At 63.1% G+C, this 13,188-nt stretch carries 14 protein-coding genes; 9 read left to right on the top strand and 5 right to left on the bottom strand.

From position 1 onward, the window contains the following. Window positions 1-34: 34 nt before the first annotated feature. Both JY96_RS01690 and JY96_RS01685 read right to left on the bottom strand, forming a co-directional pair. Window positions 35-1,021, bottom strand: a complete 987-nt coding sequence (locus JY96_RS01690) for an Hsp33 family molecular chaperone HslO (protein ID WP_035034424.1) — start codon at window positions 1,019-1,021, stop codon at window positions 35-37. Window positions 1,022-1,029: 8 nt separating this feature from the next. Next, window positions 1,030-1,572 carry a gamma carbonic anhydrase family protein gene (locus JY96_RS01685; protein ID WP_035034422.1) on the bottom strand — a complete coding sequence of 181 codons (543 nt, stop codon included), beginning with the start codon at window positions 1,570-1,572 and terminating at the stop codon, window positions 1,030-1,032. A 157-nt stretch (window positions 1,573-1,729) separates the two neighbouring features. Here JY96_RS01685 and JY96_RS01680 point away from each other — a divergent pair, with 157 nt between their 5' ends. From JY96_RS01680 to JY96_RS01665, 4 genes are all read left to right on the top strand, one after another. After that, window positions 1,730-2,278, top strand: coding sequence for a peroxiredoxin (locus tag JY96_RS01680; protein ID WP_035040749.1), 549 nt, complete (start codon window positions 1,730-1,732; stop codon window positions 2,276-2,278). Between the two features lie 6 nt (window positions 2,279-2,284). After that, window positions 2,285-3,061, top strand: a complete 777-nt coding sequence (yaaA, locus tag JY96_RS01675) for a peroxide stress protein YaaA (protein WP_035034418.1) — start codon at window positions 2,285-2,287, stop codon at window positions 3,059-3,061. Window positions 3,062-3,073: 12 nt separating this feature from the next. Continuing rightward, window positions 3,074-3,907 carry a 2OG-Fe(II) oxygenase gene (locus JY96_RS01670; RefSeq protein ID WP_035034415.1) on the top strand — a complete coding sequence of 278 codons (834 nt, stop codon included), beginning with the start codon at window positions 3,074-3,076 and terminating at the stop codon, window positions 3,905-3,907. Between the two features lie 118 nt (window positions 3,908-4,025). Continuing rightward, complete coding sequence (locus tag JY96_RS01665; protein ID WP_035034413.1) at window positions 4,026-4,208, top strand: hypothetical protein; 183 nt, start codon at window positions 4,026-4,028, stop codon at window positions 4,206-4,208. 106 nt (window positions 4,209-4,314) lie between these two features. Here the strand turns inward: JY96_RS01665 and JY96_RS01660 are convergent, their stop codons facing one another. Then, the gene (locus JY96_RS01660; protein ID WP_081960953.1) at window positions 4,315-5,781 is read right to left on the bottom strand and encodes a DEAD/DEAH box helicase; all 1,467 of its coding nucleotides are present in this window, start codon (window positions 5,779-5,781) and stop codon (window positions 4,315-4,317) included. Window positions 5,782-6,068: 287 nt separating this feature from the next. Here JY96_RS01660 and dnaX point away from each other — a divergent pair, with 287 nt between their 5' ends. From dnaX to recR, 3 genes are read left to right on the top strand one after another with little or no spacing between them, the layout of a single operon-like run. Further along, window positions 6,069-8,120, top strand: a complete 2,052-nt coding sequence (gene dnaX / locus JY96_RS01655; protein ID WP_035034411.1) for a DNA polymerase III subunit gamma/tau — start codon at window positions 6,069-6,071, stop codon at window positions 8,118-8,120. A 57-nt stretch (window positions 8,121-8,177) separates the two neighbouring features. After that, window positions 8,178-8,504: a YbaB/EbfC family nucleoid-associated protein gene (locus tag JY96_RS01650; RefSeq protein ID WP_035034408.1), complete on the top strand. Its 327-nt coding sequence runs from the start codon at window positions 8,178-8,180 to the stop codon at window positions 8,502-8,504. Between the two features lie 26 nt (window positions 8,505-8,530). Next, window positions 8,531-9,118: a recombination mediator RecR gene (gene recR, locus JY96_RS01645; RefSeq protein WP_035034406.1), complete on the top strand. Its 588-nt coding sequence runs from the start codon at window positions 8,531-8,533 to the stop codon at window positions 9,116-9,118. A 146-nt stretch (window positions 9,119-9,264) separates the two neighbouring features. On the opposite strand, the gene JY96_RS01635 is transcribed toward recR, so the two are convergent. Both JY96_RS01635 and gloB read right to left on the bottom strand, forming a co-directional pair. Next, window positions 9,265-11,085, bottom strand: coding sequence for a transglycosylase SLT domain-containing protein (locus JY96_RS01635; RefSeq protein ID WP_235333822.1), 1,821 nt, complete (start codon window positions 11,083-11,085; stop codon window positions 9,265-9,267). A gap of 17 nt (window positions 11,086-11,102) precedes the next feature. Continuing rightward, a complete protein-coding gene (gene gloB / locus JY96_RS01630) occupies window positions 11,103-11,879 on the bottom strand; it encodes a hydroxyacylglutathione hydrolase (RefSeq protein ID WP_035034402.1) in 777 nt (258 codons plus the stop codon). Here gloB and JY96_RS01625 point away from each other — a divergent pair. Continuing rightward, window positions 11,878-12,726, top strand: coding sequence for a class I SAM-dependent methyltransferase (locus JY96_RS01625; RefSeq protein WP_035034400.1), 849 nt, complete (start codon window positions 11,878-11,880; stop codon window positions 12,724-12,726). The two genes, gloB and JY96_RS01625, sit on opposite strands and share 2 nt — an antisense overlap. Continuing rightward, window positions 12,723-13,172: a ribonuclease HI gene (gene rnhA / locus JY96_RS01620; protein ID WP_035034396.1), complete on the top strand. Its 450-nt coding sequence runs from the start codon at window positions 12,723-12,725 to the stop codon at window positions 13,170-13,172. Before JY96_RS01625 ends, rnhA begins: the two co-directional genes overlap by 4 nt. Window positions 13,173-13,188 lie beyond the last annotated feature (16 nt).

Here is a 13,188-nt window from a genome sequence, read left to right as displayed (position 1 = left end):
ACGGGTATCAGCTCAGGCCCAGCTAGCCCAGGCCTCACTGCAAGCGTGAAGAACTGGGCGGCGTGTCCGCGCCATCACTGAACAACTCGGTGGCATCCACCGGGTCGAACACATAGTGCTGGCCGCAGAAGTCGCAGCCGATCTCGACCTGGCCTTGCTCGGCCACGATGGAGTCGATCTCTTCCTGGCCCAGGCCACGCAGCATATTGCCCACGCGCTCGCGCGAGCAGGTGCAGGCGAAGCGCGGCCCATCGGCACCAACCTGAGGCTCGAAGTAGCGCACGTCCTCTTCCCAGAACAGGCGGCGCAAGATGGTGGGCGCGTCCAGCGTGAGCAGCTCTTCCTGCGTCAGGGTGGATGCCAGGTGCGCAATGCGGTTGTAGTGCTCGGCCATCTCGATCGGGTCCGGCTCATGCGCCGCTGCGCCCTCCAGATTGCCTTTGCCCTCCACGGGCAGGCGCTGGATCAGCAGGCCAGCGGCCACCTCGTCGTTGGCCGCCAGGATCAGCTTGGTTTCCAGCTGTTCCGACTTGCGCATGTACTGCTCCAGCACCGCGCTGATGTCGTGCAGCGGCGCGCCATCTTCGCCATTGAGCGGCACCACGCCCTGATAGGGCTGTTGACCCGGCAGGCGGTCCTTCGGGTCCAGCGTGATGGCGCAGCGGCCATGCCCGCTCACGTTGACCATGGTTTCCAGCGGCAGCCGGCCGTTGTCGGTCGCGGGCAGTTCACCCACTACCTTGGCCGTCGAGCGAAAGCTCAAGTCTGGCTGGACTTCGGTCACGGCGACCTTGACCGGCCCATCGCCAAAAATCTGCATGACGACCGCACCATTGAACTTGATGTTGGATTGCATCAGCACACCGGCGGCGCTCATTTCACCCAGCAAGCGGCGCAGCGGCGCATCAAACGCGCCCGCCGACTCGCGACGGCGCAGGGCCTCCTGCCAGCCATCGGTCAGGCGGACCAGCATGCCCCGCACGGGCAGGCCTTCAAACAGAAATTTGTGCAATTCACTCATGAGCTTCTTTACTTCGCGGTCGCAGGTGCGTCAATGCGCACCATGTCTGTCTTGTATTGGGCCGATTTGGCCACATACAAGGCCGTACCCATGTGCATGCGTGCCAGATCGCCGTCACTGAGCGGGCGCACGGCCTTGGCCGGTGAGCCCATGATCAGCATGCCGTCTTCGAACACCTTGCCCTCGGTGACGAGCGCGCCGGCCGCCACCAGGCAGTTTTTGCCGATCACCGCGCCATTGAGCACCACCGCCTGGATGCCGATCAGCGAGCCATCGCCAATGGTGCAACCATGCAGCATGGCCTGGTGGCCCACCGTCACGTCCTGGCCGATGGTCAGCGGATAGCCGATGTCGGTGTGCAGCACGGATGACTCCTGCACATTCGAGCGCTCGCCAATCATGATGGGCTCGTTGTCGCCCCGCAAGGTCACGTGCGACCACACGCTGGCGCCTTCCGACAAGGTCACGTCGCCGATCACGTCGGCCGATTCGGCCACGTAGGCGCTGGGGTGAACCTGGGGGGCCTTGTCGTTGATGCGGTAGAGCGCCATATGAAGTGGCCGGGCGAAAGCCTCGGCGCGGCAGTGGAGGGAATCCGCGATTTTAAGAGTGTTGCGCAAGTCCTGCTTGATGCCGTCGCGTGCGCCTGGCTGGAATCTATGATGAGAAAATAGGGCATCTCAACCCGACTTCAGCATGGGTGCAAGCATGAAAACCGTTGGCGACAAACTGGAACACTTCAAGGTCGTGGGCGTCAAGCCCGGCTTCAACCAGCCCGAGGAGCATGGGCAGTCGGCTTTCGAGGACATCACGGAAAAGAGTTTCCCGGGCAAGTGGAAGGTGATCTACTTCTACCCGAAGGATTTCACCGCCGTGTGCGGCAGCGAGGTGGCCGCATTCGACAAGCTGGCCAAGGCCTTTTCTGATCACAATGCCGTGCTGCTGGGCGGCTCGACCGACAACGAGTTCTCCAAGCTGGGCTGGCGCCGCGAGGCCGCCGAACTCGACAAACTGGGGCACTACAACTTCGCCGATGAAACCGGTTCCCTGGTCGATCAACTGGGCGTGCGCGACAAGCAGGCCGGCGTGGCCTTGCGCGCCACCTTCATCGTGGACGCCGACAACGTCATCCAGCACGTCTCCGTCAACACCCTGAAAGTCGGGCGCAATCCCGAGGAAATCCTGCGTGTTCTGGATGCCCTGCAAACTGATGCCTTCTGCCCTTGCAACCGTGAGCCCGGTGGCGCCACGCTCTGATTCACCATGCTGATTTTGCTGTCCCCCGCCAAGAGTCTGGATTACGACACCGCCCCCACGACTGACAAACACACCTTGCCGCAATTCGCCAAGGAGGCTGCGGCCCTGATCGACGTGCTGCGCCCCTACACGCCTGCGCAAATTGCATCCTTGATGGACCTCAGCGACACCTTGTCCACGCTTAATGTGGCGCGCTACGCGGCCTGGAGGCCGAAGTTCACGGCGAAAAACAGCAAGCAGGCCATCCTGGCCTTCAACGGTGATGTGTATGAGGGCCTGGATGCAGCCAGCCTGAAGCAGTCCGATCTGGACTGGGCCCAGGAGCACGTCAACATGCTCAGTGGCCTGTACGGCATCTTGCGCCCGCTGGACTGGATGCAGCCTTACCGCCTGGAGATGGGCACCCGGCTGCCCAACCCTCGGGGCAAGGATCTGTATGCCTGGTGGGGCGACACCCTGGCCGAGCACCTCAATGCGAAGCTCGCCGAGCAGGGTGACGACGTCATCATCAACCTGGCTTCCCAGGAATACTTCAAGTCGGTCAAGCGCAAGGCGCTGAAGGCGCGCGTGGTCGAATGCGTGTTCGAAGACTGGAAGGGTGCGGGCTGGAAGGTCATCAGTTTCCATGCCAAGCGTGCCAGGGGCATGATGGCTCGGCACGCCATCGTTCGGCGTGCACGCAAGCCGGCTGATCTGCTGGATTTCAGTGCAGAAGGTTATGCCTACGACAAGGCGGCCTCTGAGCCCGATCGCCTGGTGTTCAGGCGGCGGTTGAGTGACTGAACGGGAGCAAGCATGACGGGGCAACTGATCACGCCGGATCTTCGACGCTGGATCATTGAGCAGGCTGAAGCTGGGCACGGTGCCGATGCCGTGCTGGCGGCCATGATGGCCAGCGGCTGGGAGGAAGGTGTGGCGCTGTCCGCCCTGGAAGAGGTCATGGTTGAGCGCGTGAGCCAGGCTCAGGCCGGTACAGGGCGCGTGCCGGATGTCGCCGCCGAGGGGGTGTCGGAGGTATGGGCACACGACAAGTCGGTGAAGATCCTGGTGCAGATGAGAAATCCCCGTGTGGTGGTCTTTGGCGACTTTCTCTCGCTGCAGGAGTGCCAGGAGCTGATCGACCTGGCCAAGCCGCGCATGACGCGTTCACAGACGGTGGTCAATGCAACAGGCGGCAGCGAGGTCAACGAGGCGAGAACCAGTCAGGGCATGTTTTTTGGCTGGGGCGAAAATGAACTCTGTGCCCGCATCGAGGCCCGCATCGCCGCCTTGGTGAACTGGCCTGTCGAAAACGGCGAGGGCATCCAGATACTCCGGTATGCACCCGGTGCCGAATACAAGCCTCATTTTGATTATTTCGACCCCAGCCAGCCCGGTTCCGCCGCCATCCTGAAGCGAGGGGGGCAACGAGTCGGTACTGTGGTCATGTACCTCAATACACCAGAGGTGGGTGGTGCCACCACATTTCCGGACGCCGGCATCGATGTTCATGCGGTGGCCGGGCAGGCCGTGTTCTTCGCGTATGGCCTGCCTCACCCTTCCACCAAAACGCTGCACGGTGGTGCGCCAGTCAAGGAAGGCGAGAAATGGGTGGCTACCAAATGGCTGCGCGAGCGTGCTTTTGAGTGAGCAAAAAAATTTTTGTGCAGCGTGTCAACCGAATCGCGAAACCCTTCGTTTTGTGTCTACAGGTCTGGCTGTGACCAGATCTGACAAGCAACCATATCCTACCCTTTGGAGTTTTTTCATGAAAAAGCTGATCGCCGCTCTGGTCGCCTCGATGTTCGCTATTGGTGCTTTCGCTGCTGAAGCCGCTTCCGCTCCTGCTGCTGAAGCTGCTGCCTCTGCTCCCGCCAAGAAGGCCAAGAAGGCTCACAAGGCCAAGGCTGCCAAGAAGGCTGCTGCTGCTTCTGAAGCTGCTTCGAAGTAATTCAAGCGGCCCGGTCAGTTTGACCGTGCAGAAAAAAACCCGGCCTGGCCGGGTTTTTTGTTTTCATGCCAGCCTATGCCAGGCTGACCGTGGGCTGCCCCCCCCCTCAGCCTCTGAAGCGCCTTGGGGCAGGTTTGGACGCAACCGGCTCATTGTTGGCGGCATCCGAGCGTCGACGAATCTCTTGAGGCTGCGCAGGCTTGTAGGCCCCGGACCCCGAGGCTTGACGTGGCCCGCCTTGCCCGCCGCCACCACCGTGGTTCTGGCCGGAAAAGCCGCCGGACTTGTTCCTGGGGGCTTGCTGCCCGCCTCGGTTCTGGCCGGAGCCCGGGCGTCCGCCGCTACCGCCACCGCCGCCGCCTGAGCGAGAGCCAGGGGCACCATGCAGGACGCGGCGACCAAGCTGAATCGGTTCTGGGCGCGCGTGAGGATCTGGCTCGTACCCCGGTACGACCTCACGCGGGATGCTGCGCTTGATGAGCTTCTCGATATCGGCGAGAAAACCCTCTTCGTCGATGCAGACCAGCGACACGGCTTCACCTTCGGCCCCGGCGCGGCCGGTGCGCCCGATGCGGTGCACGTAGTCCTCTGGCACGTTGGGCAGTTCGAAGTTGACCACATGGGGCAACTGGTCGATGTCGATGCCGCGTGCGGCGATGTCCGTTGCGACCAGCACCTGCAAATCACCAGACTTGAAATCGGCCAATGCCCGGGTACGCGCGCTCTGGCTCTTGTTGCCGTGAATGGCCATGGCCGTCACGTCTTGCTTGAGCAGATATTCGACCAGGCGGTTGGCGCCATGTTTCATGCGTGTGAAAACCAGCACCTGATGCCAGTTATTTGTTTGAATCAGGTGGGTGAGTAATTCGCGCTTGCGATCGCGATCAACCGGATGAACCTTTTGGGCTATGGTTTCAGCTGTTGCATTTCGGCGTGCGACCTCAATCACCTTGGGTGCATTCAGCAAACGCTCGGCCAGTGCCTTGATCTCATCCGAGAAGGTGGCAGAGAAAAGCAGGCTTTGTTTTTTGGGCGGAAGGATGGCCAGTACACGGCGGATATCGTGGATAAAACCCATATCCAGCATGCGATCCGCTTCGTCAAGCACGAAATATTCAACGTGGCTGAGATCCAGGGTGCCCTGTTGATGGTGATCCAATAGCCGCCCGGGCGTGGCCACCAGCACATCCAGCCCGCGTCGCAGCGCGTCGATTTGCGGGTTCATGCCCACACCGCCAAACATCACCGCGGAACGGATCGGCAGGTATTTGCTGTAGATACGCACCGACTCTTCGACCTGCGCCGCCAATTCGCGTGTAGGCGTGAGGATCAGCGCGCGAATATGTCGCCGACCACCCGCCTGAGGTGCGCTGGGCGAAGTCATCAATTTGTGCAGCAGGGGCAGCGTAAACCCGGCCGTTTTACCCGTGCCGGTTTGCGCGCCCGCCAATAAATCACCACCTGCCAGCACGGCGGGAATCGCCTGAGACTGGATCGGGGTGGGGGTTGAATAGCCAGCTTCGAGAACTGCTTTCAAGAGGGGCTCAATTAACCCCAGATTTTCAAACGACATACAACGGCCCACTTCTGGTGAAACGGCGACTGCACTCACCTGGTCCGGGCCTGGAAAAGATGAGTCAACCGATTAGTGGCAGAAATGCAGGAAAACCCGCAAACCGCGACGCGATGTATTTAATCGCGACTGATCAAATTGTAGGGCGGTGCGTGCATCTTTCATAGCTTCAAACGGGTGTTTGGACACGACTTTGTGAGTAAACCTGTTTCCAGATGTATCAAATGCGCTGCGCGAAAGTGTGCGGGGAGGCCTTTGGCGTGGCGCGGGCGCCCTAGAATCGCGCCATGAGTTCAATGGTCCTCGCACGCAAATACCGCCCCAAGGGCTTCGACAGCATGGTCGGGCAAGGGCATGTTGTTCAGGCGCTGAGCAATGCCTTGTCGCAGCAGCGGCTGCATCACGCCTATCTGTTCACGGGCACGCGGGGCGTGGGCAAGACCACGGTGTCGCGCATCCTGGCCAAGTCGCTCAACTGTGTCGGCCCGGATGGGCAGGGCACGATCACCGCGTCGCCTTGCGGGCAGTGCCAGCCTTGTCGCGACATCGACGCCGGGCGCTTCGTGGACTATGTCGAGCTCGATGCGGCTTCCAACCGTGGCGTGGAAGAGATCTCGCAGTTGCTGGAGCAGGCGGTCTACAAGCCGGTGGTCGGGCGCTTCAAGGTCTACATGATCGACGAAGTGCACATGCTGTCGAACACGGCCTTCAACGCCATGCTCAAGACGCTGGAGGAGCCGCCGGACTACCTGAAGTTCGTGCTGGCGACCACCGACCCGCAGAAGGTGCCGGTCACGGTGCTGTCGCGTTGTCTGCAATTCAACCTGCGCCCGATGGCCGCGCAGACGGTGCACGAGCACCTGGCCAGTGTGCTGGCCGTCGAGGGCATCAGCTTCGAGCCTGAAGCCCTGCGTTTGCTGGCGCGGGCGGCGCGTGGCTCCATGCGGGATGCGATGTCGCTGAGTGACCAGGCCATCGCGTTTGGCGGTGGGCAACTGCAGGAAGCCACCGTGCGGCAGATGCTGGGCGCGGTGGACCGCCAGCACGTGCAGCGCCTGATTGAAGCCGTGGCAGCCTGTGATGGAAAGGCCATCGTCGCGGCCGTGGACACCCTGCGTCAGCTGGGCCTGTCGGCTTCGGGCACCTTGGAGGAGTTGGCAACGGCCCTGCAGCGCATGGCCGTGATCCAGGCCGTGCCGGGGCTGGAAGATTCGGAAGACCCCGACGAGTTGGTCTGGCGTGGCCTGGCGCCTTTGCTGGCGCCCGACGAGACGCAGCTCTTCTACAGCCTGTGCCTGCAAGGCCGGGCCGAACTGGCCCTGGCGCCTGACGAGTACAGCGGGCTGCTGATGCTGATGCTGCGCTTGCTGGCATTCAAGCCAGGCAGTGGCGCAGGGCAGGGGGGATCCTCCCTCCCAAAAGCTGAGGGCTCGGTCAGGCAGCAGCCCAGGACCGAGCCAGTCAGCAGCACGCTTGCGCAAGGCGCTGCGCCACGACAGGCGCCGGCTTCGCTTGCGGCGCGGCCTGAGCCCTTGCCTGTGGCCGCGTCTGTGTCAGCGTCGGGGGCTTCTGCCGTTGGCCCGGTGCCCGTTGCTGCGCCTGTGTCGTCCATGGCGCCGGCGGGTGATGTGGCCCAGCGTCAGCCATCCGCACCGGTCAGAGCGGTCGAGTCGCAAGGTGGTGGGCAATCCGTGCCGCCCTGGGAGGCGTTGCCGCCCGAGGCCGATGCCGCTTTGATGGCGGGCGAGCCTGCGTCCATCGGCATGCCGCCAGAAGACGCATTTGTGCAGGAAGCGATGCCGGAGCCGGCGCATCGCACGCAACGGCAGTTCGAACGTGTGGCCGCACCTGTGGCCGTATCTGTGTCTGCACCTTTGGCTGAATCGATCTCATCTGCCGAACGGGCCGTGTCCATTGAGTTGCCGCCACCAGGTGCCGATCCCTTGTCGGATCGCTGGGCTGATGTCGTGGCGCAGTTGAATGCCAAAGGGGCTATCACGGCGCTGGTGCGCGAACTCGCCATGCAGGCGCAATGCGTTGCGCAACAGGATGAAGGCGGGCAAAGCATGTGGCGCCTGAGGGTTGACCGCGAAAGCCTGTGCAGCGAGACCAACCGTGAGCGCCTGGCCCAAGCCCTGGCCCAGGTGGTGAGCGGCCAGGTCATGCTGGAGCTTGAAAAAGGGCCAGCCCGCAATACGCCCGCCCAGCGTGATCAGGTGGCGCGCGAGCGCCGTCAACATCAGGCTGAACATTTGATCGAAAGCGACCCCCTGGTGCGCAGCCTCCTGGCGCAGCACCCTGGGGCACGCATCGTGCCGGGGTCGATCCGGCCTTTGTGAGCCGCGTGTACGGACTGCGGCGACAATCACGTTTTGCGCAAGAAAGGATGATGAGCCATGCTCAAAGGACAACTCGCCGGCTTGATGAAACAAGCCCAGCAAATGCAGGACAACCTCAAGAAGGCCCAGGAAGAACTGGCGCTGGTCGAGGTGGAAGGCCAATCGGGCGCTGGCCTGGTCAAGGTGCTGATGACCTGCAAGAACGATGTCAAGCGTGTCACGATCGATCCCAGCTTGCTGGCCGATGACAAGGACATGCTGGAAGACCTGGTGGCTGCGGCCTTCAACGATGCCGTGCGCCGTGCAGAGGCCACCAGCGCCGAGAAGATGGGCAAGCTGACCGCCGGCATGCCCATGCCTCCGGGCATGAAGTTCCCGTTCTGATGCACGGCTTGAACTGACTGCTTCAGATGGCCGATCCCGCTCTGGAAGGCTTGATCGAGGCCTTGCGCTGCCTGCCTGGTGTAGGCCAGAAGTCAGCGCAGCGCATGGCGTATCACCTGTTGCAGCATGACCGCCCGGGTGCGGTCAAGCTGGCGCGCTCGCTGGATCTGGCGGTGTCGGAGATCGGGCACTGCCAGCGTTGCCATACCTTCAGCCGGGCGCCTGTGTGCGACGTCTGCCTGGATGCCACGCGAGACCCTCACCTGCTGTGCGTGGTCGAAACGCCGGCTGACCAGGCCGCGCTGGAGCGTACAGGCAGCTACAAGGGCCAGTACTTCGTGCTGCTGGGACGCCTGAGCCCGCTGGACGGCCTGGGCGCGCGCGACATCGGGCTGGCTGCTCTGCTGGAGCGCGCGACCGATGGCGTGGTCAATGAGGTGATTCTGGCCACGAGCTTCACCGCGGAAGGTGAAGCCACCGCCCATGTGCTGAGCGAACAACTGCGTGCGCGAGGCTTGAAGGTCACGCGCCTGGCGCGCGGTGTGCCGGTGGGGAGTGAGCTCGAATACGTGGACCTGGGTACCATTGCCCACGCCTTCATGGACCGACGCTGAGCGTGCCGTGCACGACCCGCGCAGGATATGCGCGAGGCTGCATGGACCAGTCACTCAAGCAGCCCAACGCCAGATTGACGCCCTCAGCGTGCTCAACGCGCTCAACGCGCTCAACGCGCTCAACGCGCTCAACGCGCTCAACGCGCTCAACGCGCGCTGGCCACGCGAACACGCGCATTGCGGTTCAAGGTTGGCTTGGCCTTTACATTGTTGCGCGCCGGCGAGCGGGCTGCGCTGGCCAAGACGCGTGCTGGTTTGCGGCCCTTGGCTGTGGCAACCGTGTGGGTGGCGCGCCGGGCGCTGGCCACATTGCGCGTGGCGGGCTTGCTGGGCACGAATACCACGATGGTCTGGCCACGCGAGAAGGTGGCCGAGGCCGAGGTGCGGTTCCATTGCGCCACCTGTTGTGGTGACACACGGTAGCGCCTGGCAATGCCGGCGACCGTGTCACGCTTGCCGGCCCTGAGGCTCATGCGGCGCATGGGAGGCAGGTCGGGTGCCAGCGCCATCATGGCGTTGTCCGCGATGGATTCAGACACATCCTGTTCGCGCTGACCAGAGCGCGGCACCAGCAAGGCGGAGCCTGCCTTGACCAGCATCTTGGGTGGAATGTGGTTCACCTCGCGCAGGCTGGCTTCGCTCATGCCGACCTGACGTGCTGCATCTGCGGGGCGCATCGTGCGTGGCACGACCCAGGCCGTCCAGCTGGCCAGGGGGCCCTTGTGGTTGCTCAGGTTGTGCACAAACAGGCTGGCGTTGTCATAGGGCAGCAGCACCTGCGGTGTGCCGGCAGCCAGGATGACAGGCTTGTTCAGCGAGGGGTTCAGGGCCTTGAACTCTTCCAGAGGCAGACCGGCCAGGCGGGCAGCCAGCGGGGCGTCCATGTCGCGCTGGATGGGCACACTGACAAAGTACGGGTGGTTCTCGATCGGCGTGAGCGTCAGGCCGAAGGTTTCCGGGTGCCAGATGATGTTCTTGATCGCATGCAGCTTGGGCACGTAGTTGCGTGTCTCGGGCGGCATGTTCAGGCTGGCGTAGTCCGTGGGCAGGCCCATGCGCGCATTGCGGTTGATGGCCTTCTGCACATTGCCTTCGCCCCAGTTGTAGGCGGCCAGGGCCAGGTGCCAGTCACCGAACTGCTTGTTCAGGCGCTGCAGGTAGTCCAGCGCGGCGCGGGTCGATGCCAGCACGTCGCGGCGGTCATCGCGGAACAGGTTCTGCTTGAGTTCGAAGTCCTTGCCGGTTTCGGGCATGAACTGCCAGATGCCCGAAGCTCGGGCCGAGGACAAGGCTTGCGGGTTGAACGCGCTTTCGATGAAGGGCAGCAGGGCCAGCTCGGTCGGCATCTGGCGGCGCTCGATTTCATCGACCACGTGGAACAGATAGCGACTGGCCCGTTCGGTCATGCGCTGCACGTACTCGGGGCGGCTGGCGTACCAGCGCTCGTGGTCCAGCACCAGCTGGCTCTCCAGTGGCGGCAGGCCAAAGCCCTTGCGCACACGGCCCCACAGGTCCTGGTTGGCCGTGGTGTCGGTCAGGTCCAGTGCGGCATCAGGGCGCAGCGGGTCGGATGGGGCCCCGACAGCTTCCTTGCCGTCCTGGTCTTCTTCGGCAGCCGCGGCGATGGCCGCTGCGGCCGAAGCCGCGACCGTGTCGCTGGAGCTGGAGGCTGCTTCAGTGGTGCCGCTTGAGGTGGTGGCCGTGGCGGCAGGTGAGGCCTCGGTGCCATTGATCGTGGCGGCGCCGATGTCCACCCGCAAGCCTGATGCCGGGTCTTGCTTGACGGTGCTGCGCAGGAACTTGCCCTCGTTGCCTGCCAGTGCATTGCCAGCCCCGGGTGGGGTGCTTTGCAGCAGCTTGTCCATGTCGAGTTGCTGGCGGCTCTGTGGGCCGTAGACCGAGCCGCATGCCGTCATCAACAGGCATCCCAGCATCGTGGCGGTCAAGGTGAAGGAGCGATGGAGCAAGCGTGTTGTCTTCATCTTCAGAATGTGTTTTTCCATAGACGCAGGGCGGCAAAGACAGCCTCGGGGCTGGCATCCTTTGCGCCGTGCTGCAAGGCGCTGGAGACCACTTCGGGTTCAGTGCAACGCAAGAAGGGGTTGACCGCCTTCTCGGTGCGCATGGTGCTGGGCAGTGTAGGCAGCGCGTTGGCCCTCAAGGCCTCGCAATGCGACTGGTAAGCGCCAAGGTCAAGGTTGTTTGGCTCAACAGCCTTCGCAAAGCGCAGGTTGCTGAGGGTGTATTCGTGTGCTGCACAGACGCGGGTGGCATCCGGCAACTGCTTCAGGCGGGTGAGGCTCGCGAACAACTGGTTCATGCTGCCATCGAATAGACGGCCGCAGCCCGCAGAGAAGAGTGTATCGCCAACGAAGGCGATCGGATCGAACGGCGCTTGATGTGGCGCATGCTCAATCAGGTAAGCGATGTGTCCGGCCGTGTGACCCGGGACATCCATCACGCGGATGCCGATGCCCTCCCACTCGAGCACATCGCCTTCGCCCATCGCGTGCGTGATACCGGCAATGGCTTCTTGTCGCGGCCCGTAGACGGGAATGTGGCCAGATTGCAGGGACCGCAGCCCACCCGTGTGATCCGGGTGATGATGGGTCACTAGAATGGCGGTCAGCGTCAATCCGCGTTGCCGCAGTGCGTCGAGCACAGGCGAGGCCTCACCTGGATCGACCACGAGCGCTTGTTGCCCGTTGTGCAGCATCCAGATGTAGTTGTCGGTGAAGGCGGGTAGAGCTAGTAATTCCATGACCAGAGTCGATCCAATTATAGAGTTGCACCCCTGGCTGGCTTTGCCGCCGGGGCAGGCCCTGCTCGAATGGGAGCAGGCGCAGATGGACCGCCTGGTGTCCGACATCTTTGGCTTTCATGCGCTGCAGCTGGGTTTGCCTGAGCTGGATGGCTTGCGCACGAACCGCATGCCGCACCGCTGGCTGGCGCTGGACGCAGCATACGCGCATTGGGCGCCACCTTCGGGCATGTCGCCGCTGGTGCATGAGCCTCTGGTCGATGGTGGTGAGCTGCTCAATGGCGCGCCGTTCAGCCTGCGTTGTGATTTCGAGGCTTTGCCTTTCCCGAGCAACAGCCTGGATCTGGTGGTGTTGCCGCACGCATTGGAGTTGGCTCGTGACCCGCATGACACCCTGCGTGAGGTCGAGCGTGTGCTGGTGCCTGAAGGGCGTGTGGTGATCGCCGGCTTCAACCCGGCCAGCCTGTGGGGCATGTGGCAGCGCATGGGGCGGTGGGGCGTGCAGTCGGCATTGGTTTTGCCGCAAGGCGAGTTCATTGCCTATTGGCGCTTGCGCGACTGGCTGCGCCTGCTGGACCTGGAGGTCGAGGCCGGTTGCTTTGGTTGTTATCGACCCATGGTGCGCAGCGAGCAATCGTGGTCGCGGCTGCGCTGGATGGAGCATGCTGGTGACCGTTGGTGGCCCGTGCTGGGCGCCGTTTATTTCGTGGTGGCCGTGAAGCGGGCGCGTGGCATGCACCTGGTCGGCAAGATCAAGAAGGCCCGTGTCGCCCCGACTGCGGCACCGGCCGTTGTGGCCCAACGCCATCAGCGTGATGGCCACTTTCAACAGGATGTGAATGGATGACTGAAACAGCAACGCCTGCCGTCGTGATGTACACCGACGGTGCGTGCAAGGGCAACCCGGGCCGTGGCGGCTGGGGCGTATGGATGGTCAGTGGCCCGCATGAGAAGGAAATGTGGGGCGGTGAGCTGATGACCACCAACAACCGCATGGAGCTCACTGCCGTGATCGAGGCCTTGAAGGTACTCAAGCGGCCATGCAAGGTCGTGATCTACACCGACAGCGAGTACGTGCGTAAAGGCATCACCGAGTGGATCACGGGCTGGAAGCGCCGCGGCTGGAAGACGGCAGACGGCAAGCCCGTCAAGAACGACGACCTGTGGCGCAAGCTGGAAGACATGGCCGCGCAGCACCAGGTGGACTGGCGCTGGGTGAAGGGGCACGCGGGCGACCCGGGCAACGAACGGGCGGATGGCCTGGCCAACCGGGGTGCGGCCGAGGCGCGCTGAAGGGTGCGAAACTGGC

The sequence above is a fragment of the Aquabacterium sp. NJ1 genome (assembly GCF_000768065.1).
In the GTDB taxonomy this organism is placed as follows: domain Bacteria; phylum Pseudomonadota; class Gammaproteobacteria; order Burkholderiales; family Burkholderiaceae_C; genus Aquabacterium.
Note: the sequence above shows the minus strand (reverse complement) of the source record. Positions and strands in the feature narration are given on the sequence as shown.